At 72.5% G+C, this 25,655-nt stretch carries 27 protein-coding genes and 1 tRNA gene; 14 read left to right on the top strand and 14 right to left on the bottom strand.

The features are described 5' to 3' along the window. Position 1: 1 nt before the first annotated feature. From ACFYE3_RS09955 to ACFYE3_RS09945, 3 genes are all read left to right on the top strand, one after another. Complete coding sequence (locus ACFYE3_RS09955) at positions 2-727, top strand: hypothetical protein (protein WP_387608591.1); 726 nt, start codon at positions 2-4, stop codon at positions 725-727. Further along, positions 720-1,109 carry a helix-turn-helix domain-containing protein gene (locus tag ACFYE3_RS09950; protein ID WP_387608588.1) on the top strand — a complete coding sequence of 130 codons (390 nt, stop codon included), beginning with the start codon at positions 720-722 and terminating at the stop codon, positions 1,107-1,109. The genes ACFYE3_RS09955 and ACFYE3_RS09950 overlap by 8 nt, the downstream gene beginning before the upstream one ends. A gap of 230 nt (positions 1,110-1,339) precedes the next feature. Then, positions 1,340-2,254 carry a tyrosine-type recombinase/integrase gene (locus ACFYE3_RS09945; RefSeq protein ID WP_387608586.1) on the top strand — a complete coding sequence of 305 codons (915 nt, stop codon included), beginning with the start codon at positions 1,340-1,342 and terminating at the stop codon, positions 2,252-2,254. Positions 2,255-2,338: 84 nt separating this feature from the next. Here the strand turns inward: ACFYE3_RS09945 and ychF are convergent, their stop codons facing one another. After that, complete coding sequence (ychF, locus tag ACFYE3_RS09940; protein WP_387608584.1) at positions 2,339-3,424, bottom strand: redox-regulated ATPase YchF; 1,086 nt, start codon at positions 3,422-3,424, stop codon at positions 2,339-2,341. A 129-nt stretch (positions 3,425-3,553) separates the two neighbouring features. Here ychF and ACFYE3_RS09935 point away from each other — a divergent pair, with 129 nt between their 5' ends. The 5 genes from ACFYE3_RS09935 to ACFYE3_RS09915 are packed head-to-tail and all read left to right on the top strand — an operon-like array spanning position 3,554 to position 8,353. Continuing rightward, entirely contained in the window at positions 3,554-4,495 is a 942-nt protein-coding gene (locus tag ACFYE3_RS09935) for an ABC transporter ATP-binding protein (protein ID WP_387608582.1), read from the top strand. 43 nt (positions 4,496-4,538) lie between these two features. Then, positions 4,539-5,300 carry an ABC transporter permease gene (locus tag ACFYE3_RS09930; RefSeq protein ID WP_387608580.1) on the top strand — a complete coding sequence of 254 codons (762 nt, stop codon included), beginning with the start codon at positions 4,539-4,541 and terminating at the stop codon, positions 5,298-5,300. Next, positions 5,297-6,388, top strand: a complete 1,092-nt coding sequence (locus ACFYE3_RS09925; protein ID WP_387608578.1) for a sensor histidine kinase — start codon at positions 5,297-5,299, stop codon at positions 6,386-6,388. Before ACFYE3_RS09930 ends, ACFYE3_RS09925 begins: the two co-directional genes overlap by 4 nt. After that, positions 6,385-6,999 (top strand): response regulator, encoded by a 615-nt coding sequence (locus ACFYE3_RS09920; RefSeq protein ID WP_387608575.1) that lies wholly within the window; start codon positions 6,385-6,387, stop codon positions 6,997-6,999. The genes ACFYE3_RS09925 and ACFYE3_RS09920 overlap by 4 nt, the downstream gene beginning before the upstream one ends. A gap of 46 nt (positions 7,000-7,045) precedes the next feature. After that, positions 7,046-8,353: a DNA recombination protein RmuC gene (locus ACFYE3_RS09915; RefSeq protein ID WP_387608573.1), complete on the top strand. Its 1,308-nt coding sequence runs from the start codon at positions 7,046-7,048 to the stop codon at positions 8,351-8,353. A gap of 93 nt (positions 8,354-8,446) precedes the next feature. On the opposite strand, the gene ACFYE3_RS09910 is transcribed toward ACFYE3_RS09915, so the two are convergent. Together ACFYE3_RS09910 and ACFYE3_RS09905 are read right to left on the bottom strand one after the other, a co-directional pair. Beyond that, a complete protein-coding gene (locus ACFYE3_RS09910; RefSeq protein WP_387608571.1) occupies positions 8,447-9,529 on the bottom strand; it encodes a 4-hydroxy-3-methylbut-2-enyl diphosphate reductase in 1,083 nt (360 codons plus the stop codon). Positions 9,530-9,539: 10 nt separating this feature from the next. Continuing rightward, a complete protein-coding gene (locus ACFYE3_RS09905; RefSeq protein ID WP_387608568.1) occupies positions 9,540-10,484 on the bottom strand; it encodes a hypothetical protein in 945 nt (314 codons plus the stop codon). 64 nt (positions 10,485-10,548) lie between these two features. Between ACFYE3_RS09905 and xseA the strand changes: the two genes are divergently transcribed. Then, positions 10,549-11,850 (top strand): exodeoxyribonuclease VII large subunit, encoded by a 1,302-nt coding sequence (xseA, locus tag ACFYE3_RS09900; protein WP_387608567.1) that lies wholly within the window; start codon positions 10,549-10,551, stop codon positions 11,848-11,850. Positions 11,851-11,909: 59 nt separating this feature from the next. Beyond that, positions 11,910-12,185 carry an exodeoxyribonuclease VII small subunit gene (locus ACFYE3_RS09895; RefSeq protein ID WP_387608564.1) on the top strand — a complete coding sequence of 92 codons (276 nt, stop codon included), beginning with the start codon at positions 11,910-11,912 and terminating at the stop codon, positions 12,183-12,185. Positions 12,186-12,205: 20 nt separating this feature from the next. Here ACFYE3_RS09895 and ACFYE3_RS09890 read toward each other — a convergent pair whose 3' ends face one another. From ACFYE3_RS09890 to ACFYE3_RS09875, 4 genes are read right to left on the bottom strand one after another with little or no spacing between them, the layout of a single operon-like run. Further along, positions 12,206-13,075 (bottom strand): PPK2 family polyphosphate kinase, encoded by an 870-nt coding sequence (locus ACFYE3_RS09890; protein WP_387608562.1) that lies wholly within the window; start codon positions 13,073-13,075, stop codon positions 12,206-12,208. Between the two features lie 49 nt (positions 13,076-13,124). Beyond that, positions 13,125-14,342 (bottom strand): pyridoxal phosphate-dependent aminotransferase, encoded by a 1,218-nt coding sequence (locus ACFYE3_RS09885; protein WP_387608560.1) that lies wholly within the window; start codon positions 14,340-14,342, stop codon positions 13,125-13,127. 56 nt (positions 14,343-14,398) lie between these two features. Beyond that, positions 14,399-15,424 carry a glycine betaine ABC transporter substrate-binding protein gene (locus tag ACFYE3_RS09880; RefSeq protein WP_387608558.1) on the bottom strand — a complete coding sequence of 342 codons (1,026 nt, stop codon included), beginning with the start codon at positions 15,422-15,424 and terminating at the stop codon, positions 14,399-14,401. Further along, positions 15,421-15,894, bottom strand: coding sequence for an NUDIX hydrolase (locus ACFYE3_RS09875; RefSeq protein ID WP_368820336.1), 474 nt, complete (start codon positions 15,892-15,894; stop codon positions 15,421-15,423). The genes ACFYE3_RS09880 and ACFYE3_RS09875 overlap by 4 nt, the downstream gene beginning before the upstream one ends. Positions 15,895-16,077: 183 nt before the next feature. On the opposite strand from ACFYE3_RS09875, the gene ACFYE3_RS09870 reads away from it, so the two are divergent. Beyond that, the gene (locus tag ACFYE3_RS09870; RefSeq protein WP_387608557.1) at positions 16,078-17,118 is read left to right on the top strand and encodes a magnesium and cobalt transport protein CorA; all 1,041 of its coding nucleotides are present in this window, start codon (positions 16,078-16,080) and stop codon (positions 17,116-17,118) included. 9 nt (positions 17,119-17,127) lie between these two features. Here the strand turns inward: ACFYE3_RS09870 and ACFYE3_RS09865 are convergent, their stop codons facing one another. Next, positions 17,128-17,868, bottom strand: a complete 741-nt coding sequence (locus ACFYE3_RS09865; protein ID WP_387608556.1) for a DedA family protein — start codon at positions 17,866-17,868, stop codon at positions 17,128-17,130. 120 nt (positions 17,869-17,988) lie between these two features. On the opposite strand from ACFYE3_RS09865, the gene ACFYE3_RS09860 reads away from it, so the two are divergent. Beyond that, positions 17,989-18,999, top strand: coding sequence for a mechanosensitive ion channel family protein (locus ACFYE3_RS09860; RefSeq protein ID WP_387608554.1), 1,011 nt, complete (start codon positions 17,989-17,991; stop codon positions 18,997-18,999). After that, a complete protein-coding gene (locus tag ACFYE3_RS09855; protein WP_387608552.1) occupies positions 18,996-19,337 on the top strand; it encodes an antibiotic biosynthesis monooxygenase family protein in 342 nt (113 codons plus the stop codon). Before ACFYE3_RS09860 ends, ACFYE3_RS09855 begins: the two co-directional genes overlap by 4 nt. A gap of 13 nt (positions 19,338-19,350) precedes the next feature. On the opposite strand, the gene ACFYE3_RS09850 is transcribed toward ACFYE3_RS09855, so the two are convergent. Continuing rightward, a complete protein-coding gene (locus ACFYE3_RS09850; RefSeq protein WP_387608550.1) occupies positions 19,351-20,244 on the bottom strand; it encodes a LysR family transcriptional regulator substrate-binding protein in 894 nt (297 codons plus the stop codon). A gap of 121 nt (positions 20,245-20,365) precedes the next feature. Between ACFYE3_RS09850 and ACFYE3_RS09845 the strand changes: the two genes are divergently transcribed. Continuing rightward, positions 20,366-20,438: transfer RNA gene (locus tag ACFYE3_RS09845), tRNA-Ala, on the top strand. Between the two features lie 158 nt (positions 20,439-20,596). Here ACFYE3_RS09845 and ACFYE3_RS09840 read toward each other — a convergent pair. The 5 genes from ACFYE3_RS09840 to galU all read right to left on the bottom strand — a co-directional run bounded on the left by ACFYE3_RS09840 (position 20,597) and on the right by galU (position 25,616). Continuing rightward, positions 20,597-20,899 (bottom strand): hypothetical protein, encoded by a 303-nt coding sequence (locus ACFYE3_RS09840; protein ID WP_387608549.1) that lies wholly within the window; start codon positions 20,897-20,899, stop codon positions 20,597-20,599. 279 nt (positions 20,900-21,178) lie between these two features. Next, positions 21,179-22,822: a CYTH and CHAD domain-containing protein gene (locus ACFYE3_RS09835; RefSeq protein WP_387608546.1), complete on the bottom strand. Its 1,644-nt coding sequence runs from the start codon at positions 22,820-22,822 to the stop codon at positions 21,179-21,181. A 168-nt stretch (positions 22,823-22,990) separates the two neighbouring features. Beyond that, positions 22,991-23,899, bottom strand: coding sequence for a hypothetical protein (locus ACFYE3_RS09830; RefSeq protein WP_387608544.1), 909 nt, complete (start codon positions 23,897-23,899; stop codon positions 22,991-22,993). A gap of 155 nt (positions 23,900-24,054) precedes the next feature. Then, on the bottom strand, positions 24,055-24,687 hold the full coding sequence (locus ACFYE3_RS09825; RefSeq protein ID WP_387608542.1) for a GNAT family N-acetyltransferase: 633 nt from the start codon (positions 24,685-24,687) through the stop codon (positions 24,055-24,057). A gap of 14 nt (positions 24,688-24,701) precedes the next feature. Next, positions 24,702-25,616 (bottom strand): UTP--glucose-1-phosphate uridylyltransferase GalU, encoded by a 915-nt coding sequence (gene galU, locus ACFYE3_RS09820; protein ID WP_387608540.1) that lies wholly within the window; start codon positions 25,614-25,616, stop codon positions 24,702-24,704. Between the last annotated feature and the right edge of the window lie 39 nt (positions 25,617-25,655).

Genomic DNA, 25,655 nt, shown 5'->3' with positions numbered 1-25,655 from the left:
GATGACCGAGCGAGAAGCCCCCTTCGTCGGAAAGTTCGCGGCCTACGACCCAGTGGAACCGCTGTGGCCCTACGGCGCAGTTGCCTACATGTTCCCAGTGCCTGCCGAGAGAGTTTCAGACGGCAAGCCAGCGATCGGTGTTCGCAAGGTCCAGGTTATTGGTGTCCACCCGATGCCGGATGGATGGCGCATAACAGCGGGTACCGGCGACCTCGACGACGAAGTTCTCGACGTGGACGAAGATGGCGAGTCTGCCGAGTGCATTCCGTGGAACGACGACCTGGAAGCCACCTACGGTCCCAAGCCGCCGCCGGCAGTGGTACCGGTGAAGCGCAAGGGCTTCTTCGCGGAAATGTGGGCTTTGGCTACGCAGACACCACCACCGCCCGAACCTCCGAAGCCACCACCGGCACCAGCTAAGGAATCGGGCGTAGACGTTTTCAACCGTGTTATGGCTGAGAGACCGACGCGAGAGCAGGAAGAAGCCGAGGAACGGGCGCGAGAAGAGGAACAAGCCAAGCGTGATGCCGAGATATGGGGCGAGGTAGATCGTAAGGCCGAGGAGGCAGAGGCAGCAAAGTCAGGGACTGGCCATAAGTTCGCGAAAGGAGAACGCAATCTCCGCGTTATGAGAGCCATAGCGTCGGGTACTAAGTTGCCTCCTCTCGAAAAGTCCGCCCCGAAGAAGGACGAGCAGAAGGATGAGGGGACTGAGGACAATGGCTGACGACCCCAACACCAAAAAGCGCAAGCCCTTTGTTCCTCCCCCGCCTGGTCATGACGTAGTGATGACGAAAGAAGATGTTGCCAAGCTGCTCGACATCACAGTCCAGCAGGTCTACGAGCACAACAAGAACAACAAACTGATCGTTCACAAGATCGGCAGAGAGTGTCGTTACCTCTATAGCGAGGTCATGACGGCCTTTATGAATAGCGATACCCGTATCAAGGATGACGACTCACTGCATAAGAAGTACACGATTGAGGATCTGCCAAAGTGCTGGCCCCCGCCCGAGCGATATGAAGACGGCAAGCCCAAGCAGGGGAAACCACGCAAGAAGAAGCCCGAGGAAGAACCCGAGAAAGAATCCGAGGACGAGGGCGTCTAGTCAGAAAGCACAGGAGGGGCCGGTGCGACCGGCCCCTCCTGTTGTGTCCAGGGAAGGACAGAACCGTGAGTGTAACGCGCAGGGCGAATGGTCGTTGGCGCGCACAGGTCGAAACCCCAGCTGGTCAACGCAGTCGCATCTTCGACCGAAAACGAGATGCAGAGCAGTGGGAGTCAGAGCAGAAGGCAGCAGTCCGACGCGGTGATTTCGTGGACCCCGTACATGGCCGAGTGACCTTCGCGGAGTTCTACGCCGAGTGGAGCAAGCGCCAGATATGGGAGACAGGCACCGAGAGGGCCATGAGCCTTGCTGTGCGCTCTGTGCCTTTCGCAGACGCTCAGATAGCTAAGATCCGCCGCAGCCACGTCGAGCTGTGGGTCAAGCAGATGAGCGAGACCCTGGCTCCTGGCACGATCAACACGAGGTTCAACAACATCGGGACCGTGTTCCGTGGAGCTGTCCGGGATCAGATCATCGGCAGGAACCCCGCAGAAGGCGTCAAGCTGCCACGACAGCGCCGGAGGGACTCCACGCTCGTACTCCCCACCCCTGAGCAGATCAGGGCTGTTCTAGAGGCATCTAGCGATGAGTTCAAGGTCTTTGTGTCCCTCTGTGCCTTTGCCGGCCTTCGTCTCGGTGAGGCTGCAGCGGTCCAGGTGCGCGACATTGACCTCGAGGCCAAGCGCTTACACGTTGCCCGGCAAGTGCAACGAACCAACGGCTGTGGCGTCGAAATTCGGGCGCCGAAGTACGGCAGTGAGCGCACGGTGTACCTGGCGGACGGCCTGGTGACGACCCTGACCGAGCACATCCAAGATCTAAGGACCGTAGATCCTGGATCACCTGGCTGGTTGTTCTACGGACAGGGCGATGACCCGCCGCACCAGAACTCCGTCGGGTATCTCTGGCGAAGTGCAACGAAGCGGGCCGACGTCACAGGGATCAGGCTTCACGACGCGCGACACTTCTTTGCCTCAGGACTCATAGAGGCTGGAGCCGACGTGGTAACCGTGGCGCGTGCTCTCGGCCACGCCAACCCGACTACAACCCTGCGGGTCTACGCGAAGCTTTGGCCAAGTGCCGAGGACAAGACTCGTCAGGCAGCGCAAGGGCTCATGGAGCAGGTGAACGGTCCGTCACACTAAACCGTGCAGGAAACGTGCACGGTTCTCCGCATCAAGCCTCAAACCGCTGTAAACACTGGCTTTTTTGGCCTTGAACTTGAACTCTCAAACGTTGAAGCGGAACTCCACCACGTCGCCGTCGCGCATGACGTAGTCCTTGCCCTCGATCCGGACCTTGCCGGCGGCCTTGGCGTCGGCCATGGAGCCGGCGGCGTCGAGGTCCTCGAAGGAGACGATCTCGGCCTTGATGAAGCCGCGCTCGAAGTCGGTGTGGATGACGCCGGCGGCCTGCGGGGCGGTGGCGCCCACGGGGATGGTCCAGGCGCGCGACTCCTTGGGCCCGGCGGTGAGGTAGGTCTGCAGGCCGAGGGTGTGGAAGCCCGTGCGGGCGAGCTTGTCGAGACCGGCCTCGTCCTGCCCGGACATCTCCAGCATCTCCTTCGCCTCCTCCTCGTCGAGCTCCACGAGCTCGGACTCGAGCTTCGCGTCGAGGAACACGGCGTCGGCGGGCGCCACGAGCTCGCGCAGCTCCCGCTGCTTCGCCTCGTCGCCGAGCACGCCGTCGTCGGCGTTGAAGACGTAGATGAACGGCTTGGCGGTGAGCAGGCTGAGGTCGCGCAGCTGGTCGACCTCGAGCTTCTCCTTCTCAGCCGCCCCGAAGATGGTGTCCCCGCGCTCGAGAATGGTCTGCGCCTGCTGCATGGCGGCGAGCTTGGCGGGGTCGGCCTTCTTGATCTTGACCTGCTTCTCGAGGCGCGGGATCGCGTTCTCGAGGGTCTGCAGGTCGGCGAGGATCAGCTCGGTGTTGATGGTCTCCATGTCGGAGGCCGGGTTGATCTCGCCATCGACGTGGATGACGTCCGGGTCGTCGAACGCGCGGACCACCTGGGCGATCGCGTGGGCCTCGCGGATGTTGGCGAGGAACTGGTTGCCCAGGCCCTCCCCCTCGGACGCGCCCTTGACGATGCCGGCGATGTCCACGAAGGACACGGTCGCGGGCAGGATCCGGTCCGAGCCGTGGATCTCCGCGAGCCGGTCCAGCCGGGGGTCCGGCAGGTTGACCACGCCGATGTTCGGCTCGATGGTCGCGAACGGGTAGTTCGCCGCCAGGACGGTGTTGCGGGTCAGCGCGTTGAACAGGGTGGACTTGCCGACGTTGGGCAGTCCGACGATTCCGATAGTAAGAGCCACGGGAGACCATCCTACCGGCCGGGCGGACCGGCACGCCTCCCGCCGGCTCCGGGACCCGTGACCGATGTCATGGACGTGTCGTGACATCCGGTGCTTCCGGCACGGCTCGGAGTGGAGCAGAGTCGGGGCATGAGAACCGCTCCGTCCACCAGCACCGCACCGCAGACGAGCCCCGGCGGCACCTCGGCCGGCTCTCCGGCCGTCGACGTCACCGGCGTCCGGAAGGGCTTCGGACGCGGCGAGCAACGCGTCCGGGCCGTCGACGGCGTGAGCCTGCGCGTCGAGCGCGGCGAGGTGGTCGCGCTGCTCGGGCCCAACGGCGCGGGGAAGACCACCCTCCTCGACATGGTGCTGGGCTTCACCGACCCCGACGACGGCACCGTGCGCACCCTGGGCGCCGCACCGCGCGAGAGCGTGCGGGCCGGGCGGATCGGCGCGGTCCTGCAGACCGGGGGGCTGCTCGACGACCTGTCCGTGCGGGAGACGGTCGCGATGGTCGCGACGCTGCACCGCAACCCGCTCCCCGTGAACGAGGCCCTGAGGCGGGCGGGGGCCGCCGGGTTCGCGCGGCGGAAGGTCTCCAAGTGCTCGGGCGGGGAGCGGCAGCGGCTGCGCTTTGCGCTGGCCCTGCTGCCCGAGCCGGACCTGCTGGTCCTGGACGAGCCGACCGCGGGGATGGACGTCAGCGCCCGGCGGGAGTTCTGGGCCGCGATGCACGCCGAAGCGGAGCGGGGCCGGACGGTCGTGTTCGCGACCCACTACCTCGACGAGGCCGAGGAGTTCGCCGCGCGCACCGTGGTGCTCAAGGCAGGGCGCGTGGTCGCGGACGCCGCCACCGCCGAGGTCCAGGCCCTGGCCGGCCACCGGGTGGTCAGCTTCCGCTGGGACGGGCCCGAGCCCGTCGTCGTCCCGGGGGCCACTCCGCTGGAGCCCGTCGGCGGGCGCCGGCGGCTCACGGGCCCCGACACCGACGGCATCGCCCGGCACCTGCTCACGGCCACGGGCGCGAGCGAGCTCGAGATCACCCACGCCGGGCTCGAGGAGGCCTTCCTGGGCCTCACCGCCGACTGACCAGGCCCCCGAGACCCGTTCCCACCCCTGGAGGATCCGCACCATGAGCATCGCCTACGCCGCCCACGACCTGCGCCGCAACGTGCGCATGGTCGAGAACACGTTCTTCATCGTGGTTCTGCCCGCCGTGCTGTACGTGATGTTCACGGCGCTGGGGGACTTCTCCGACCTGCCGGTGGGCCACGGCAACGCCGGCGGGTACAACATGATCTCCATGGCCGTCTACGGGGCGGTCACCGCGACCACCTCGATCGCCGGCTCCGCCGCCGTGGAGCAGGCCCGCGGCTGGGGCCGGCAGATCGGGCTCACCCCGGCGCCGCGCCACGGGTACGTGCTGGCCAAGGTGGCCGTGGCCCTGGCCATGGCCGTCCTGCCCGTGCTCGTGGTCTACGCCGTGGGCGCCCTGACGGGCGCCGAGCTGGGCGGCTGGCGCTGGCCGGCCACCGCCGCGATCGTGGTGGCCGGCTCCTCGGTGTTCGCCCTCTACGGCCTGGCGGCCGGGCTGCTGTTCCGCTCCGAGTCCGCGGTGGGGGCGGCCTCCGGGATGCTCGTGGTGCTCAGCTTCTTCGGCAACCTCTTCGTCCCGCTCAGCGGTGTGATGCTCGACATCGCGCGGTTCACGCCGCTCTACGGCCTGGCCGGGCTGGCCCGGTACCCGCTCGTCGAGGGCGACGTCGTGTCGACCAGCGGACCGCCCGTGGAGTCCGACCCCCTCTGGGCGCTGCTGCTCAACACCGGGGTCTGGACGGTGGTCCTCGCGGCCGTGGTGCTGCTGGCCGTGCGCCGGACCACGGCTCGGCGATGACGCCCCGGCGAGCCCCGGCCGGGAGGGTACCGGCCGAGGACCCCTCGTGGTGGTTCGCCGCGATCTGGCTGGTCTTCCTCGTGCTGCCGGTGGGCGCGCTCGTGGACTCCGCCGCCGGGCCGCCGCAGCGGACCCTGGCCGGTGTGGCCCTGCTCGCCTTCGCCGTGGTCTACGCCCTGGCCTTCCGCAACCCCCGCCTGCTCCCCCTGCGCGCAGAGCCGGCCAACACCCTGGGCTGGTTCTGCCTGCTCACCGTGCTCATCCTGCTCACGGTGCCGGCCCTCGGGGTGTGGGCGTTCGCGATGACCCAGTACCTCTCCGCCCTCTGCGCGTTCCGACTTCCTCTGCGCCAGGCGCTCACCGCCCTGGTGGTGCTCCTGGCGGCCGTGCTCGGCCTGGTCCTGGTCGGGCTCCTCCCGCCCGGCAGCGAGTGGGTGCTGGTCATGTACGGCACGTCCACCGTGATCATCGGCGGCATGCGTCTGCTCGTGCACCGCGACGAGCAACACCTGGCGCTGACCTCGGAGCTGGCCCTCGTCCGCGAGCGGGAGGAGGTGGCGCGGGACGTCCACGACATCCTGGGACACTCCCTGACGGTCATCGCGCTCAAGACGGAGCTCGCGCAGCGGCTGCTCGACCGGGAGCCGGAGCGGGCCCGTGCCGAGCTCGACGACGTGCTGCGGCTGTCCCGCGAGTCGTTGGCCGGGGTGCGCTCCACGGTGGGCCGGCTGCGCACCCCGGACTTCGCCGAGCAGGTCGAAGCCGCGTGCACGGCCCTGGCCGCCGCCGGGATCGAGGCCGACGTGGACGGCCGTCCCGAGAGCGTGACCGGCTCCCGCCGCGGGGTGCTCGCCTGGGCGCTGCGCGAGGCGGTGACCAACGTGGTCCGGCACAGCGGCGCCACGCGCTGCACGGTGCGGTGGACGCCCTCGGGGCTGACCGTGGCGGATGACGGCGACGGCGTCCTCGCCCCGGAGGGCAACGGCCTGCGCGGTCTGCGGGAGCGGGTGGACCGGGCCGGCGGCACGGTGACCGTGCGCGGCGGAGACCGGGACGAGGGCACCGTGCTGGAGGTGCGGTTCCCGTGAGCGCGCCCATCCGGCTGCTGCTGGCCGACGACCAGCACCTCGTGCGCGGGGCCCTCGCCGCGCTGCTGGAGCTCGAGGACGACCTCGAGGTGGTCGCTCAGGTCGCCGCCGGGGACGAGGTCCTGGCCGCCGTGCGGCAGCACCGGCCCGACGTGGCCCTGCTGGACATCGAGATGCCCGGCGTGGACGGCATCGAGGCCGCGCGCCTGGTCGTGGCCGAGGACCTGGGCTGCCGCTGCCTCATCGTCACGACCTTCGGGCGCCCGGGCTACCTGCGGCGCGCGATGGAGGCCGGCGCGAGCGGGTTCGTGGTCAAGGACACCCCGGCGGCCCAGCTGGCGGAAGCCGTCCGCCGCGTGCACGCCGGGCTGCGTGCCGTGGACCCCGCCCTCGCGGAGGAGAGCCTCGTCAGCGGGGCCAGTCCCCTGAGCACCCGGGAGCGGGAGGTGCTGCGGGCCGCCGCGGACGGTGCCAGCGTCGAGCACGTCTCGGCGCTGCTCCGGCTGTCCCCGGGCACCGTGCGCAACCACCTCTCGAGCGCCATCGGCAAGACTCACACGAGCAACCGTTCGGAGGCGTGCCGGGTGGCGCGGGAGAACGGGTGGCTGTGAGCTCCGCTGCCGTGCGGTGTCCGGTCGGCGTGCCACACTGCTGGGCATGACCACCACCCTCGTCGTCGTCCTCGTCCTGCTCGCCCTGCTCGTGGGCGCCCTCCTGGGCGCCTTCGTCGCACGGGCCCGTTCCGCCCGGGACGCGCGGGCGGCCGAGGAGGAGCGGGCCGGGCTGCAGGCCGAGCTCGCCGCCGTCCAGGACCGGCTCGTGGACCTGGCCTCCGAGCGGGCGGCGGCCGTGGAGGCGCGCGCCCAGTTGGAGGACCGGCTGCGGGACGCCGACGCCCGCTCCGTGCAGGACAACAACGTCCTGCGGGCCCTGGCGCCGGTGGCCCACCAGCTCCGCTCGGTCGAGGAGCACGTGACGGCGCTCGAGCGGGACCGGGCCGAGCAGTACGGGGGCATCACCCAGGCCCTTGCCCACACCCGCGAGGTGGGCGACCACCTGCGCACCGCGACCACGTCCCTGTCCTCCGCCCTGCGCTCGGGCTCCGCACGCGGCACGTGGGGCGAGGTGCAGCTGCGCCGGGTGGTCGAGGCCGCGGGGATGACCGCGCACGTCGACTTCCGGGAGCAGGTCGCCTCCAACGGCACCACAGCGGACGGCGAGCGCAGCGCGATCCGCCCCGACATGGTCGTGCACCTCCCGGGGGGCCGCGACATCGTCCTGGACGCCAAGGCGCCCATGACCGCCTACCTGCGCGCCCAGGACGCCGAGGACGACGCCGGGCGCCGGGCGCAGCTGGCCGGTCACGCGAAGGCCGTGCGCGGGCACGTGGACGCGCTGGCCTCGAAGAAGTACTGGGAGGCGCGGGACGCCTCCCCCGAGCTGGTGCTGTGCTTCCTGCCCGCCGAGTCGGCGCTGTCCGCGGCCCTGGACGCGGACCCGACCCTGCTGGACCACGCCGCGAGCCGCAACGTGGCGCTCGTGTCGCCGGTCTCGCTGCTGGCCTCGCTCAAGGCCGTCGCCTTCACGTGGCGGCAGAACGGGCTCACAGAGAACGCCAAGGAGCTCTTCGACCTCTCCCGCCAGCTCTACGAGCGGCTGGGCACGGTCGGCAAGCACCTCGACGACATGGGACGGTCGCTGCAGAAGTCGGTCGAGACCTACAACCGGCTGACGGGGTCCGTGGAGACCCGGGTGTTCCCCACGGCCCGGCGGATCAACGACCTCGACCCCACGCTCGCGGAGGACGAACGGCTCACCACCCGTCCGCTCGTGGTGGCGCCGCGCCCGCTCACGGCTCCGGAGTTCACCGCGGCGGCACAGCCGCCGGAGGTGGTGGAGCGCCCGGGCGGCACCGGTTCGGAGGGCGGAGTGCCGGATCAGCTCGACGAGCGCGCGGCGGGCTGAGCGAGGGGGACCGCCCCCGGCTCCGCGGGCGGGCCGGGCCCGGCTCCGCGGGCGGGCCGGGCCCGGCTCCGCGGGCGGGGCGGGCCCGGCGGCTCAGCGGGCGGGCCGGGCCCCCCGGCCACCGAGCCGGTGGGAGGTGTCCCCGGCCGCGGTGAGCCGGGCGCGCAGCTCCTTGGGCAGGGAGAACAGGACGTCCTCCTCGGCGGTGACGATCTCCTCGACCTCGCCGTAGCCGTAGTCCGCGAGCAGGCGCAGCACGTCCTTCACGAGGACCTCCGGCACGGAGGCCCCGGACGTGACGCCCACGGTGGCGACGCCCTCGAACCAGGACTCGTCCACCTGGTTGGCGAAGTCCACGCGCTCGGCGCGGCGAGCGCCGTACTCGAGGGCGACCTCCTTGAGCCGCACGGAGTTCGAGGAGTTCGCCGAGCCCACGACGATCACGAGGTCCGCGTCCGGGGCGATCTTCTTGATCGCGGTCTGCCGGTTGGAGGTCGCGTAGCAGATGTCGTCGCTGGGCGGGTCCTGCAGGGAGGGGAAGCGCTCGCGCAGCTTCTGCACGGTCTCCAGGGTCTCGTCCACGCTGAGAGTGGTCTGGGACAGCCACACGACCTTGTCGGGGTCGCGGACCACGACCTGGTCGACCTCGTCGGGGCTGTTCACCACCTGGATGTGCTCGGGGGCCTCGCCGGCGGTGCCCTCGACCTCCTCGTGGCCGTCGTGGCCGATCAGCAGGATGTCGTAGTCGCTCTTCGCGAAGCGCACGGCCTCGCGGTGCACCTTGGTCACCAGCGGGCACGTGGCGTCGATGGTGTGCAGGTCCCGGGACTTCGCGGACTCCACCACGGCCGGGGAGACGCCGTGGGCGGAGAAGATCAGCAGGGACCCCTCCGGGACCTCGTCGGTCTCCTCGACGAACACGGCGCCCTGCTCCTCGAGGGTGCTCACCACGAACTTGTTGTGCACGATCTCCTTGCGCACGTACACCGGGGCGCCGTAGTGCTCGAGCGCCTTCTCCACGGCGATGACCGCGCGGTCCACGCCGGCGCAGTAGCCGCGGGGGGACGCGAGCAGGACCTTCTTCGGTCCGGCCACGGGAGCGGCGGCGGCCACGTCCTCGGGGGTGCGCCGGGAACGGGGGACGGTGGGCATGGAGAGCGCAACGGTGGTCGGCATGGCCTCCATGCTACGCGGTGGGGCGGGGCCGGCGCCGTGATCCGCCCGACACCAGGATGGCCCCGACGAGGCCCACGACTCCCGTGATCCCGGCCGCCCAGGCGGCCGTGACCATCTGCTCGCCGAGGGAGCCGGTGAGCAGCACGACGACCCGGTCGGCGGCGAGCCGGACCACCGGGTCGCCGCCGAGCATGCCGGAGGCCCGCTGCACGCCCTGCTCCACGAGCAGCCACACGACGCCCAGTCCGGCCAGCGTCCCCAGCCCCAGCACGGCGAGCACGGCGAAGCGGTGCCGGGTCACGAGCAGCGCGAGCACCGCGAGCACCGCGGCGGTCCAGGTGAGGGGGACGGCCAGGTCGGTGAGCCGGGTCCCCGCCTCGATCAGTCGCCCGGTGTTCGACCCCGGGACGGTGATCCGGCTCTCCCGCTCCGTCAGGCCGACGTCCACGCCCACGGCCCGCTGCACGGCCGCGTCGACCTCCCGGAGGACCGGGTCGATCTCCAGCACGAGGTGCTTCGGCGGCTCCTCCACCGCGCCGTCCACGGGGACGTTGGCCTCGTGGGTGCGGGTGAGCGCCTCCGTCCACGCGCGCTGGTAGGCGGGGTCGGAGGTGAGGTCCGCGGCGACGTCGGCGGCCCGGCGGACGGCGTCCTCGAGCATCCGGTCGAGGAACCCGACGCCGGTGGCCCGCTCCCCCACGATCCGGTCGGCCAGCTGCCCCACGGCGGTGCGGGCCAGCTCCTCCTGGAAGGGCCGGTCGTCGGCGAGGGTGCCGACCACCTGGGTGAAGCCGTCGCGGGAGACCAGGGTGTCCTGGGCCCAGTGCAGAGGTACGAGCAGCGCCACGAGGGACGCGGCGGCGAGGCCGAGGACGGTGCCGAGGCCGGTGCGCAGGACGGTCGTGGCGCGTCGTCGGGAGCGGTGTCCGGAGGCGGGGGGTGCTGAGGAGCTCACGGAACCACTGTACGCACGGGACGGAGCGTGCACGGCTGTCCCCGTCGGGTGGTAAGCATGAGGCATGACGTATCTGGAGCCGCAGCAGGACGCGCCGGCGGGCGGCGAGCGGGAGCTGCCGTCGCGGGCGGACCGGACCACCCCGGAGAACCCGTGGCCGCTGCGGATGCTCTCCGAGAACCTGCACGCCTACATCGCCCGCTGCGCGCCCACGTGGGTCGAGGGGCAGATCATCGAGCTCAACCGGCGCGCCCGTGTCACCTACGTGACCCTCCGGGACGTCGACGCCGAGATCTCGGTGCCGGTGACCCTCTTCGCCAACGAGACCGCCCACCTGGACCGCCCCCTGGAGAAGGGGATGCGGGTGGTCGCCCAGCTCAAGCCGGACTTCTGGGCCAAGACCGGCCGCCTGTCCATGCTGGGTCGCGGCATCCGGCCGGTGGGACTGGGGGACCTGCTGGAGCGGCTCGAGCGGTTGCGGCGGACGCTCGCCGAGGAGGGGCTCTTCGACGCCGGCCGGAAGAAGCCGCTGCCGCTGCTGCCCCGCCGGGTCGGCCTCGTCACGGGGCGCAACTCCGACGCCGAGAAGGACGTCATCCGCAACGCGTCCCTGCGCTGGCCGGCCGTGGACTTCGAGGTGCGGGAGGTCGCGGTGCAGGGCTCCGGCGCGGTGCGCGCCGTCATCCAGGCGCTGCGCGAGCTCGACGGCCTGCCCGAGGTGGACGTCATCGTGATCGCCCGCGGCGGCGGCTCGTTCGAGGACCTCCTGGCCTTCAGCGACGAGTCCCTCATCCGCGCCGTGGCGGCCGCCCGGACCCCGGTGGTCAGCGCCATCGGGCACGAGAACGACCAGCCGCTGCTCGACTGGGTGGCCGACCTGCGGGCCTCGACCCCCACGGACGCCGGCAAGCGGATCGTCCCCGACGTCGTCGAGGAGCGCGCCGGGGTGGCCCGGGCGCGCGCCGGCCTGGACCGCGCCGTCCGGGGCTTCCTGGACCGGGAGACCGCCGGTCTTGCCGCCGTGCGCTCCCGGCCCGCCCTGGCCCAGCCGGAGGACATGATGCTGCTCCGGGAGGAGGACGTGGACCGGTGGCGCACCCGGGCGCTGTCCGCCGTGGACTCCCGCACGCTGCGGGAGCTCGACGCCGTGCGCTCCCTGCGCGCCCGCGTGCGGGCGCTGTCCCCCCAGCAGACCCTGCAGCGCGGCTACTCCGTGGTCCTGGACGCCTCCGGCGCCGTGGTCACCGACGCCTCCGCCGTGCGCGCCGGGGACCTGCTGGGGGTGCGCCTGGCCGTGGGCGAGCTCGGCGTGCGCACCGAGACGGTCTCCGCCCGGCGCCCCGGCGAGCGCCCCGGCTCCCCCTGACCCTCCGCGGCACCGACGTCCCGACCGTCCCCCACCCTTCCGAACGAGAGGCGCCACCCATGGCGAGCACCGACCACCCCGCAGCACCCGACCTGTCCGACATCGCCGGCCTGGGCTACGAGCAGGCCCGCGAGGAGCTCGTCCAGGTCGTCTCCCGGCTCGAGGCCGGGGGCACGTCCCTCGAGGAGTCCCTCGCGCTCTGGGAGCGCGGCGAGGCCCTGGCCACCCGGTGCGAGCAGTGGCTCGACGGCGCCCGCGAGCGGCTCGACGCGGCCCGCACCCGGCGCGCGGACGCCGGCGGCGACAGCGACGACGAGGGTGCCGGGCGCGGCTGAGCCCTCCCGGTGCCGCGGGGTCAGAGCTCGGCGAGGCGCCGGCGCGCGTCCTCGACGTCGTAGCCGGGGTCCGGCCAGTCGAGCCGCAGGCCTGTGAGCGCGGAGATCAGCAGGTCCTGGACCACGGCCCGGGCGTACCACTTCCGGTCGGTGGGCACCACGTACCAGGGCGCGTGGTCGGCGTCGGTCGCGTCGATGGCCCGCTCGTAGGCGGCCATGTAGGTGTCCCACCGGCTGCGCGCGTCGAGGTCCGAGGGGTCGAACTTCCACTGCTTCGTCCGGTCGCCCATGCGGGCGAGCAGGTTCTGGCGCTGCTCGTCCAGGCCCAGGTGCAGGAACACCTTGACGACGACCACCCCGTCGTCGGCGAGCTCCTGCTCGAAGTGCCGGATCTCGGTGTAGCGCCGCTCGAGCTGCCGGTCGTCGAGCACGTCGTGCACCACGGGCACGAGCACGTCCTCGTAGTGGGACCGGTCGAACGCGCCGATCACCCCGGGGCGGGGCAGCTGGCGCCGCACCCGCTGGAGGAAGTGCTGGGCGGCCTCCTCCTCGGTGGGCCGGCCGAAGCCGTGGGTGTGCACGCCGTGCGGGCTGAGCCCGCCCAGGACGTGCTGGATGACGCCGCCCTTGCCGGAGGTGTCCATGCCCTGCAGCACGAGCAGCACCCGGTGCCGGGCGCCCACCGTGGCGTTGGCGTAGATCTGGCGCTGCAGCTCGGACAGCTCGGCGTCCCGGGAGACGCGCAGCGCGGTGCCGAGCTTCTTGTTCCCCGTGAACCCCGGGGTGGAGCCGGTGTCCACGGCGTCCAGGGACAGCCCCGGCCGGGCGCGCAGCAGGGGCCGCACGTCCTGCTCGAACCCGGTGCCGGGGCTCTGGTCGGCTGCGCTCATGCGGGACCTCCTGGGGGTGCGGGGCGGGCCGCGGTGCACGGCCCGCCGGTCACTGGCGGTAGTTGCCGAGGAACTCCTCGATCCGGTCCAGGGCCGTGGCGAGCATCTCCACGGAGGGCAGGGTCACGAGCCGGAAGTGGTCGGGCTCCGGCCAGTTGAACGCCCGGCCGTGGCTGACGAGGATCTTCTGCTCCTTGAGCAGGTCGAGGGCGAACTTCTCGTCGTCGACGATGTTGAACTTCTCCACGTCGAGCTTGGGGAACAGGTACAGGGCGCCGTCGGCCTGCCGGCAGGACACCCCGTCGATCTCGTTGAGCCGCCGGTGGGCGAGGTCGCGCTGGGCCTTGAGCCGCCCGCCCGGGAGGATGAGGTCGTTGATCGACTGGTAGCCGCCGAGTGCGGTCTGGATCGCGTGCTGGGCCGGCACGTTGGCGCACATCCGCATGTTGGCGAGCAGCTTGATGCCCTCGATGAAGCTCTCGGCCTTCCAGTTGGGCCCGGTGATCGCGAGCCACCCGGCGCGGTACCCGGCCACCCGGTAGGCCTTGGACAGCCCGGAGAAGGTGAGGCACAGCACGTCCTCGCCGGTGAGGGTCGCGGCGTTGATCATCTCGGCGTCGTCGTAGGTGATCTTCTCGTAGATCTCGTCCGAGAACAGGATCAGCTCGTGCTCCGCGGCGAGGTCCACGATGGACTGCAGCACCTCGCGGGAGTACACCGCGCCGGTCGGGTTGTTCGGGTTGATGATCACGATGCCCTTGGTGCTGGGGGTGATCTTCGCCGCGAGGTCCTCGAGGTCCGGGTTCCAGTCGTTGTCCTCGTCGCACCGGTAGTGCACGGGGGTGCCGCCGGACAGGGCCACGGAGGCGGTCCACAGCGGGTAGTCGGGGGACGGGATGAGGATCTCGTCGCCGGGGTTGCACAGCGCCTGCAGCGTCATGGTGATGAGCTCGGAGACGCCGTTGCCCAGGTACACGTCGTCGGTGTCGAGGTTCATGATCCCGCGCGTCTGGTAGTACTGCACCACGGCGGTGCGCGCGGAGTAGATGCCGCGGGAGTCCGAGTAGCCCTGCGCGTGGGGCAGGTTCTTGATCATGTCCACGAGGATCGCGTCGGGTGCCTCGAAGCCGAACGGCGCGGGGTTGCCGATGTTGAGCTTGAGGATCCGGTGGCCCTCCGCCTCCATGTGCTCCGCCTGCTCCAGCACGGGGCCGCGGATGTCGTAGAGGACGTTCTTGAGCTTGTCGGACTGCTTCACCACTGACATGCGGTACACCTTACCCCCGGGCCGTACGCCGTCCGGGGCACCGATCGGCGCCCCGCTCAGGTGTCGTCGCCGCCCTCGAGCCAGTACCGCGCGGCCTCCTCGGGCGTGTACGGGTCGCGGGCGGAGGTCATCCGGGTCATCAGCACCAGGTCGTCGGTGCCGATCTGCGCGGAGACCGCGTCGACGACGTCCACGGCCGCGTCCGGCAGGTCCTCGGCGGCCACGGGGACCACCCGCTGCGGGACGAAGTTGTTGAGGGGGTCGGCCAGGACCACGAGGGCGTTGTCCTCGATCGCGGGCGAGGCCGTGAACAGGGCCGCGGCCTGCACCCGGTCCTCGAGCAGCGCGTCCACGAGATCGTCCTGGTCGCCGAACGGCACGAACCTGCCGGGCTCGCACTCGTAGGCGTCCTCCAGTCCCTCCGGGCCGTAGGAGCGGCCCGTGAAGTCGAGGTCGGTGCCCAGGGCCAGCTCGTCGCACACCGGGCCCAGGTCCTCCAGGTCGGTGAGTCCGTGCTCGACGGCCGTCGGACGGGTCACGACGACCGCCACCGTGTTCTCCGCCGCCGCCGGCTCGAGGGTCTGCAGCTCCTCCGGCAGCACGTCCTGCACCCCGGCCAGCACGTCGTCGTCGTCCGCGCGCTCCTCCCCCAGCCCGAGCAGCTCGGAGAGGTCCTCGGCGAGCCCGCCGTCCTCGGCGTCCGGGGACGGCGCGGGGGTGGCCGTCGCGCCGTCCGTGGGCGCCGTGGCGGCCGGTCCCACGGGGGCCCGGCCGCGCAGGTGCAGATAGAGGTTGCCGGAGTAGTCCGCCGCGACCTCCACGTCCCCCCGCTCGAGGGCCCCGAGATAGTCGGCGCGGTCGGTCCCGGCGTCGACCACGCTCGCGTCGAAGCCGGCCTCCCGGAGCCGCCCGGCGTAGACGTGGGCGAGCACGGCCGTCTGCCCGGTGGGCCCCGCGGCGATCCGGACCCGTTCCGCGGCGGGGGACGTCGCGGTGGCCGGGGGCGGCTCCGGGGCCTCGCCGCCGCACCCGGTGAGCGCGGCGAGGGCGAGCAGGCCTGCGGTGGTGCGACGGCGGCTCACCGGCCCTCCCCCGTCCCCGCGGGGCCCGCGGCGACGAGCCCGGCCAGTTCGAGGCCCACGGGCACGAGGCCGACGAGGGGCAGCTGCGGCAGGACCGCCAAAGGGAACCAGCGGGCCTCGTCGGAGGACCCGTCCAGCTCCGACGTGAGCGTCCCGCCGGTGATGTGGGCGCGGTAGATCACGCGCAGGGCGTGGAAGGGCCGGTCGCGGCCGTCCAGCCGCTCGTCGGCGCCCATGTGCCGGCTGTGCACGCCGAGCAGCTCGTCGAGCTCCACAGTGAAACCGGTCTCCTCGTGGACCTCCCGGAGCGCGGTCTGCGCGGGCTGCTCCCCGATCTCCATGCCGCCGCCGGGCAGGCTCCACGCCCCGCGCAGCCTGGGGTGGCGGGGGTTCCAGTGGCTGAGCAGCACCGCCCCGTCCTGGACGATCACGGCGTAGGCACCCACCCGGGTGTCCATGGGGAAACTCATGCCTCCCATTCTAGGAACGCCCGGGGCGGGGCGCCGACAGCGCGCGGCCGGCGGCCGGGTGGATCAGCACCCCGTGGGACGGCCACGGCGCCGCACGGGGCGTCCGCCGCGCCGCCACGACCGGCGCCGGGGCCAACGGTTCGGCCTCCGAGCCGCTCCGGGCGGCACGGGGATAATGGGCGCGTGAGCATCGTCGACAACGCCGTCTACCGGGGCGGGCAGCGCATCGCGTCCCCCGCCACGCTCGAGGAGACCTACCGGCTGCTTGCCCGGCTGCGGGCCGAGGACCCCCGCTGCGCCGACGCCGGGGATCACTGCGTCCTCGTCTGGATCGGCCTGTACCGCCCCTCCGAGGACGAGCTCGACTCCCTGGCCGAGCAGTTCGGCCTGCACGAGCTCGCCGTGGAGGACATCCTGCAGGCCGAGCAGCGGCCCAAGCTGGACCGCTACGGGACCACCCTGTTCACGGTGCTGCGCCCCGCCGTCTACCAGGACGCCACGGAGACGGTCGACTTCGGGGAGATCCACATCGTCACGGGACCCGGCTTCGTGATCACCGTCCGGCAGTCCGAGCACGGGCGGGTCGGGCGGGTCCGGTCCCGGGTGGAGGCGCAGCCGGCACTGCTGGGGACCGGCGCGGAAGGGGTGCTCTACGCGGTGCTCGACCAGACCGTGGACGACTACTACCCCGTGGTCGAGGGGCTCGAGAACGACATCGACGAGATCTCGGACGCCCTGTTCTCCGGGTCCGGGGACGGCGTCGTCTCGCGGCGCATCTACCAGCTCACCCGGGAGGTCAGCGCGTTCCACCGGGTGGTCGCCCCGCTGGAGATGGAGCTGCGGCAGTTCCTCGAGGAGCTCGCCGAGGCCGGCGCGGCCCAGGAGCTGCAGCACAGCCTGCGCGACGTCCTGGACCACCTGATCTTCGTGAACAACAAGGTCGAGGCCTTCCAGTCGTCCCTCACCAACGCCCTCATGCTGGACGCCACCCAGCTCGCCGCGCGGCAGAACGAGGCCGCGATCGAGCAGAACGATCAGATGAAGCGGATCTCGTCCTGGGCGGCGATCCTGTTCGCGCCCTCGATCATCGGCTCCGTGTACGGGATGAACTTCCGGTTCATGCCGGAGCTGTCGTGGGTGTGGGGCTATCCCATGGCGCTGGGGCTCATGCTCCTGACGGGCGTGGCGCTCTACGTCGTGTTCCGGCTCAAACGGTGGCTGTGACCGCCGCGGTCACAGCTGCCCGCGCTCGCGGCGGGCGGCGTCGGACAGGCCCCGGCGGTCGCGCAGCACCCGCTTGAGCACCCACCACGCGAGGAGGGCGGCCACGGTGACGACCACGATCCGGGAGAAGATCCCGGCGTACTGCTCGGCGACGTGCCAGTTCTCGCCGAGGTAGTACCCGGCGAGCACGAAGAGGGTGTTCCAGAGGAGGGAACCCGCCGCGGTGAGCAGCACGAACGCGCCGAAGGACATCCGCTCGATGCCGGCGGGGACCGAGATCAGCGACCGGAAGACGGGGATCATGCGCCCGAAGAAGACCGCGGCCTTCCCGTGCCGCTCGAACCACGCCTCGGTGCGGTCGAGGTCGTGCAGGTCGACGAGCGGCATCCGGTCCACGATCGCCCGCAGCCGGCGGCGGCCGAGCGCGGCGCCGATCCAGTAGAGGGCCACGGCGCCGACCACCGAGCCCAGGGTCGTCCAGAAGACCGCCCCGCCCAGCGAGAAGCTGCCCTGGCTCGCGGTGAACCCTGCCAGCGGGAGGATCACCTCGGACGGCAGCGGCGGGAAGAGGTTCTCGAGCGCGACGAGCAGACCCGCGCCCGGAGCGCCGATGGCCTCCATGACGTCGACGGCCCAGCCGGCGATCCCGCCCAGCGTCTCGGCGCCGGAGTCCTGGGCGGCGAGGACGGCCGCGCCCGGGGCGGCGGTCAGGTCGGGGGCGGCGGTCAGGACGGGGCTGGGTGCAGTCATGGTTCCTCGGTGGTGGGCGGGGGCGGCGGCCCGGCGGGTGCGACCACCATTGTGCCCGACGCACCTCCGGAGCGGCTGGACGGCCGCCGGGCGGCGGACGTCGTTCGCTACGCTTCCCCCATGCACCTCCCCGTCCCCCTCCCCCTGTCCTCCCCCGTGCCGGCCCTGGACCCGGTGTGGGAGTTCTGGCTCGACAAGCCGCTGCGGATCCTGCTGGTGCTGCTGGGCGCCTCGATCCTGTCTGCCGTGGTGCGGCTGCTGATCCGCCGGGTCACCGGGGGGATCGCGAAGGGCACCCGGTCGCGGATCGTGCGCCGGATGGAGCGGGGCAGGCCGCGCTGGGTCGAGGACGCGGGCCTGGCCGGCGCACGGCAGTCCCAGCGCGCCCACACCATCGGGTCGGTGCTCTCGTCCGTGGCGACGGTGCTGATCTGGGCCGTCGCCCTGGTGATGATCATCTCGGAGCTCGACTACGACATCGGTCCCGTCCTGGCGTCCGCGGGCATCGCCGGCGTGGCCCTGAGCTTCGGGGCGCAGTCCCTCGTGAAGGACTACCTGTCCGGGATCTTCATGGTCGCGGAGGACCAGCTCGGCATCGGGGACGTCGTCGACCTCGGCGAGGCGAGCGGGACCGTGGAGTCCGTGGGGCTGCGCGTGACCCAGGTCCGGGACGTCAACGGCACCCTGTGGCACGTGCGCAACGGGGAGATCCTGCGCGTGGGCAACCAGTCCCAGGGCTGGGCCCGCTGCGTGCTGGACCTGCCGGTGCCCTACGACACGAACATCGAGCTGGTGACGGAGCTGATCCTGCACGAGGCGGCTCTGCTGCGGGACGACCCGAAGGTCGGCGAGTACATCACCGAGGACCCGGAGGTGTGGGGCGTCGAGGCCGTCACCGGAGAGTCCGTCACCGTGCGCGTGGCCGTGCGCACCGTGCCCCTCAAGCAGTGGGACGTGGCCCGGGCGCTGCGGCTGCGGCTCAAGAAGATGCTCGACCGCGAGGGCCTGCACGTGCCCCTGCTGAACCAGACCGTGGTCCGGCAGGCCGACGCCGGTCCCGCAGCCCCCGGTCCGCCCGAGACGGGGCAGGTCCGGGCCGTCCGGCGCGATGTGCCAGGATCGGACGCATGAGCATCGTCAAGATCAACGCCATCACCGTCCCTGCCGACTCCGGCGACGAGCTGGGCCGGCGCTTCGCCGCCCATAGCGCCTCCATGGCCGGGGTCGCGGGCTTCGAGGGCTTCGAGCTGCTGCAGCCCGCGGACGGGCGCACGCAGTGGCTCGTGCTCACCCGGTGGGCCGACGAGGAGTCCTACGACGCCTGGCGGGCCTCGCAGGACTTCGCCCGGTCCCACGGCGGTGGGGCCGCCGCCGGGGAGGGCGAGCGCCCGCGCCCCGTGGGCACCGCCTCGGAGCTGTGGTCCTACACGGTGGCCGTCGAGCAGCAGCGGACCGCCGAGCAGCAGTAGTTCGCCGGCGCCCTCAGCGGCGGCCGCGGCCGCCGGACCGGCGGCCGCCCTTGGGCCCTCCGCGGCCGCCCCGCGCCGCGCCACGGGGGGCGCCCGCCCGCCGTGCTCCCTGCGGGGACTGCCCCCCACGGCGCGACGACGGCGCCCGCACCGGTTTCGCCCCGGACGCCGGTCGCTCCTCCGCGGCAGGGGACGCCGGTGCGGCCCCACCGCGGGAGCTGTTGAGCCCCCGCCCGCGGACGACACCCACGAAGTCCTGCACGAGCTCCTCCTGCTCCTCGGGCAGGTCCTGCGGCCACACCAGCGCCACGGGGACCGTGGCGGCATCGGGCACCACCCGGTGGACGAGGTCCTTGCGGTGGTGCAGGCGCGCGAGCGACATGGGCACGACCACCAGTCCCAGACCCGCGGCGACGAGCTCGACGGCGTCCTGGGCGTGGCGCATCGGGGGCAGCGGGGCGTCCGCGGCGACGGCCTCCGGGGAGCGCAGCCGGTGCCGCTCGGGCAGGGTCTCGGGGTCCTGCAGCAGCACCTCGTCCACGAGCTCCGCGACCGGCACCTCGTCGAGCAGGGTCAGCTCGTGGTCCCGGGGCAGCACCACGACCTGCTGCTCCGCGTAGAGCTCCACCGCCCGGTATCTCTCGCGCAGCGTGGCGAGGTCGTCGACCCCGGGGCGCGGGTGGGCGGGCAGCCGCACGAAGCACGCGTGGGCGCGCCCCTCCCCCAGCTCCTCCTGCCACGCGTCCGTCTCGAGCGGGCGCTCGGCGAGGACGCGGCCCGGGTTGCGGTCCCGCCACCGGAAGAACCACTTGCCGGGCATGACGCCCGGGACGAAGGCGACCGCCAGGTCTGCCGTCCCGTCGGCCTCGTCGGCTGCGGGGTCCTGGGGTCCGGGCGTGTCGTCCATGGCGGCCGATTCTACCCACTGCCGGCCCCGCTCCCCGACCACCGGAAGGAGCCGCCCCGGACGCGCCGGGGGCCCGAGATGCGAAACCCGCGCCGGGTGTATAGGATGGAACGGTTGCTCCGGGGCTATAGCTCAGTTGGTAGAGCGTTTCGTTCGCAATGAAAAGGTCAGGGGTTCGATTCCCCTTAGCTCCACCGGAGAGGAAGGCCCCCACTCGGCACGATGCCGAGTGGGGGCCTTTCTTATGGGCAGGTGGTGCGGACAGCCCGTCGATCCGCCCGGACGTCCTTGTCCTCCGGCGCCCCCGCACCCCCGTGCGCCCGGCGCGGAGGCGTTCGAGGTGCTGCGCCCGCTAGTTCTCGTAGAACACGTGCTCGAAGTTCCACCCGTTGCCGACCTTGCGCCCCCGGCCTCTGTTGGCCCAGCGCGGCGTGCCGTTGTGGCGCCCCTCGTGGCGGTACCACAGCAGGTCCCCGTCGGCCTCGATCCCGGAGATGACACCGTCGGCGTCGGGAGCGGCCGCAGCCCTCGTCGGCAAGGCTCCGACCGCGACGACGGAGGCCACCGCGGTGCCGGCCGTCAACAGACCGCGGCGGGACACCACGAAGGAGCTCCCGTACGAGGTCGACCTGTCCGGGTGGTTGAGCTCGGTCATCACGCACTCCTCAGGTGCTGGAAGCTTTCCCGGCGGCCGTCCTCTCGGGCCGATCGGGCAGTCGAGTCCGGGCCGGGAAACGAACAGCAGCACGGAACGGGCCCTCGACTGCGACCGTCGTCGTCACGTGTCCGTTGCCCGGGCATGCCGACTCCGTCGGAACCGAGCTGGTCCGCCGCCGCACCCGCAGCGGATGGGCCTGGACTCCTCCGCGGGTGGCGGCGGGCCCCGCCGGAGCCCCCTCCGGACACGTCCGCGCGGTGCCCCCCGGAGCACCGCTCAGGCGAGGTCCTCGCGCAGCTGGGACAGGAGCACTTCGACCACGTCCGCCCCGCCGTCGGTCCCGGCGCGCAGCCGGACGACCTCGGCGCCGTGCAGCGCCCCCACGGCGTAGCGGTCCTCGCCCGAGCGCCCGAGGGCGGCAGCGGTGCCCGCGAGCCACCGCTCCACCACCGCGGCGTCCATGACCCGGCCCAGCTCGTCCTGGTAGTCCTCCGCGTCCCGGGCCGCGCGCCGCAGCCGCTTGCCCGGCCGGAGCCCGGTCCGGCCCAGGACGGCGTCGACGTAGCGCACGCGCTTGACGGCCTTGCGGACGTCGTGCAGGTGCTCCAGCCGATGCTCCGCGCCGGTTCCGCCGGCCTGCTCCGTCCCGGGGCCGCGCTCGGCCACGCGCACCACCTTCCGCAGGGCCCGGTCCACCAGTGCGTCGGAGACCTCGCGCCCCGAGAGCCGGGCGCACTCCTCGGTCAGGGGCGGAGCGGCCGCGAAGCCCTGGACGTCCGCCAGGAGCCGCAGGTGCTCCTGCCCCGTGACGTGCCGGCGCACCCTCGTGGCCGCCGTCCGCGCCTGCTCCTCCGCCCGTTGCCGCAGGCTCTCCGCCGCGGCCGGCCCCACCCGGCCGTCGAGGGCCTCGACACGACCGGTCAGCAGCTCCGCGGTGACCTCCGCGTCCCGCGCCGCGGACAGCGTCCGGGCGAGCTCGCGCAACCTGGCGTCCAGCTCCTCCGCCGCGTCGCCGTCGAAGAACGGCCTGGCCGCCCTGAGCACGCTGCGCAGGGAGCGGGACGTCACGCGCATCTGGTGCACCGCGTCCGGCACGTCGAGACGGACCTCGAAGTCCCAGAGCACCAGCTGCTCCGCGAGCTCCCCCAGCACCGCGCGCAGCATGTCCGGCCCGGCCACCTTGCCCGCCTTCGCCCCCTTCTTGTCCTTCTTGTCCTTCTTGCCCTTCTTCTGCCCGCTCTCGTCCTGCTGCTGTTTGTCGTCCTCCTGCTTCCGGCCGGGCTCCGCCGGGGCGTCGTCGTCCTCCTCGCCGAGCGCACGGGCGATCTTCGCCCGGGAGGTCGACGGCTTCCCGCCGGCCGCGAAGACCACGGCCTCGACCGCGGCGAAGATCTGCTCCTGGCGCTCCGCCGGCGCCGTGCCGTCGAGGAGCTCGACCTCCCACTCCGACCAGGACCGCGCCGTCCCGGTGCGCTCGTCGACGGCCTCGACGACGTCCACGGCGAGCTCGGCGACGTCCATGCCCGTGCTGTCGCTGATCAGGTGCACCTTCCGGACGGTGCGGAGGGTCGCGACCGGGCGCAGCTCCTGCCCCCCGGTCAGCCCGGCGAGGAGGTTCCGCACGGACGCGGGCATCCGGTCGGGCGTGCGCAGCAGCGGCACCTGCAGCTCGTGGCGTCCGTCCGGGCCGTGGAACTTCACGTGCCACCCGTCGTCGGCCCCGCCCCGGCGCCGGCGCAGTGCGACGAGCCGCCGGCCCAGGGCCATGTCCGGGGTGTCGTGGTAGACGGCCTCCATGCGGTGCTCCACGGGCTCGGCCGAGACGGTGCACCCCTCCAGCGCGCTCCAGTCCACTCGGGCCTCGGCGCCCTCCGGGAACTCGTACTTGCGCTCGACCTCGCGGTGGGCGACGGCGGTCATGGGTGTCCTCCTGGTCGGGGCCACCGGCCGCCGGAACCGGCGGCCGGCCGTTGCGGTGATGATACCGGGACGGCGCTCGGCCCCCTGGAACGCGAACCGCCGCACGCCCCGGAGGGGGTGTGCGGCGGATCGTGCGGCCCGGTCGACCGGGCCGGGCGGAGCGTGCGCTCAGGCGCGGCGGCGCTTGAGGACGTCGTCGAGGTCGAGGGCGGCGCGGCCCTGCTCCTCGCCCGTGCGCACGGCGTCCTTGAGACTCGCGGAGCGGGCGGCGGGCTGCTCCGGCACCGGCAGCGGCTCCGGTTCCGGGCGCTGGACCACGGGCGCCTCGGCGTACGTCGGCCGCGGCACGGGCACCGGCTCCCAGGTGCGGGCCGGGGAGGCGGGGGCGGACTCTCGGGCCACGCGGAGCGCCTCGGCCCGCAGCTCCTCGACCGTGAAGGTCGCCGGGGCGGGCATCCGAGGCTGCTCCTCGGGGGCGGGCAGGTCGAGGTCCTCGGCGGCCTGGCGCGACTGCTCGCGGACCTCCACCGCCACGGCGTGCTCGTTGTCGAACAGGGCGACGTCCTCCCGGGGCGCGTGCGGCTCCGCCTCCGGCGTCCGGACCGCCGGGCGCGACGCGCGACGGGCGGCCCGCTCCTGGACGGCCAGATAGCGCAGGGCCAGGACGGAGCCGGTGCCGAGGAGCAGCAGGAACACGGGCCACGGCCAGCTCACCGCGGCGGAGAACGGGGCGACGACGGCGGTGACGAGTGCGGCCAGGAGGGCGGCGCACCCGGCGAGGAGGATCCCGGCGCGGTCCCGCCTGATGCGCAGGGGCTCTCTGCCGGAGCGTCCGGGGTCGCCGTCGGCGGGCCGGGGGACGGTGTCGGTGGTCGCCATGATGTTCCTTCGTCGGCGGGACGCGGATGAGGACTGCTCGATCGGGGCGGTGGGGCGGTCGGGGGCGGGACCGGTGCCGGCGAGCTCGACCTGCGCCTCGACGGGGGCCTCCCGGCGGCGCTGCAGCCGTGGCACGACCCAGACCAGCGACAGCGCGCACACCACGACCAGCACGGCCGAGCTGCTCACCCAGATCATGGTCGCGGTCCTGCCTTCGTGGTCGCTGGATCGAGCGGACAGAAGCCGCCGGCGCGCTGCGCCGGCGTGTCCGGGGCCCGGGCTCGGGCCGTGAGGGACAGCCTACTACCGCGGGGGCGCGCCTGTGGGTATCCCTGTGGACACGCCCGGTCCGGTCACTGCCACACGGCGGAGCTGTCCGATCCCGTGAACCGGCGGACGAGCCCCTCGGGCGCCTCGGGCGCGGTGAGCGCGAAGCTGCGGTGGTCCGTCCAGCGCCCGTCGATGTGCAGGAAGTTCTTGCGCAGCCCTTCGTCCCGGAATCCGAGCTTCTCCACCACCCGCAGGGACTTGGAGTTCTCCGGCCGGATGTTGATCTCCATCCGGTGCAGCCCGAGGCCCTGGAAGCAGTAGTCGGTGGCCATGGCCACCGCCATGGGGGCCACGCCGCGCCCCGCCTGGTCCCGATCCACCCAGTAGCCCAGGGTCGCGGACAGGAACGACCCCCACGAGATCCCGGAGACGGTCAGCTGACCGACGAGACCGAACCGCTCCGTCCCCGGGACCCGCTCCGTGATCACGAAGGGCAGGGCTGTGCCCTGCCGGGCCTGCTGGTCGAGGGTGCGCACGAACTGCCCGAACGTGGGCGGCGCCCCGCCGGCTGCTGGGTTCGTGGCCTCCCAGGGGTCGAGCCAGTCCCGGTTGCGGGCGCGCACGACGTCCCACTCCCGGCGATCCCCCCGGGCCAGCGGGCGCAGCCGGAGGTCTCCCCAGGAGACGGTGACGGGCCACCGGAACGGTCCGGCCACAGGAGCGCGGCCTCTCAGCCGACCGGCAGGGTCCGGGTGTACTCCCTGAGCCACTCGCACAGCTCGGGCCCGAGATCCTCGCGCTCCGAGGCCAGGATGATGTTGGCCTTGAGGTAGCTGAGCTTGTCACCGGTGTCGTAGCGACGGCCCTTGAACACCACGCCGTAGACCCCGCCGCCCTCGCCCTCGCGCTGGGCGAGGGTCTGCAGCGCGTCGGTGAGCTGGATCTCGTTCCCGCGCCCCGGCGCAGTGTTCTCGAGCACCTCGAAGACCTCCGGCGGCAGCACGTAGCGGCCGATGATCGCCAGGTTGGAGGGCGCCTCCTCCGGCGACGGCTTCTCGACGAGCCCGTTGATCCGCACGTACTCCTCGCCCGCCACGGCGGTGACGTCGGCGCAGCCGTAGGCGCTGATCTGCTCCTGCGGGACCTCCATGAGCGCCACGACGGCGCCGCCGGTGCGCTCCTGCACCGCGATCATCTCGGTGAGCAGGTCGTCGCGGGCGTCGATCAGGTCGTCGCCCAGCAGCACCGCGAAGGGCTCGTCACCGATGTGGATCTTGGCGCGCAGCACCGCGTGGCCCAGGCCCTTGGGGTCCGCCTGGCGCAGGTAGTGGATCTCGCCGAGCTCGGAGGCGTGCTCGACCTCCCGGAGCAGCTCGAACTTGCCGGACTCCTCGAGCTGGTGCTCCAGGGCCGGCACGCGGTCGAAGTGGTCCTCCAGGGCCCGCTTCGAGCGCCCGGTGATCATCAGCACGTCCTGGAGGCCGGCGTCGACCGCCTCCTGGACCACGTACTGGATGGCCGGGCGGTCCACGACCGGCAGCATCTCCTTGGGCATGGCCTTCGTCGCGGGCAGGAACCGGGTGCCGAGCCCGGCGGCGGGGATGACGGCCTTCCGGACCGTCCGGGGGTTGCTGTTTCCACTCATGGGCTCAGGCTAACGGATCGGGGGCGCGGGCCAGCGGAT

Origin of the sequence: Kocuria arenosa (assembly GCF_042879215.1) — a bacterium.
Lineage (GTDB): Bacteria > Actinomycetota > Actinomycetes > Actinomycetales > Micrococcaceae > Kocuria > Kocuria arenosa.
The sequence above is the reverse complement of the archived record's forward strand: the minus strand, read 5'-3'. Positions and strand labels throughout refer to the sequence as shown.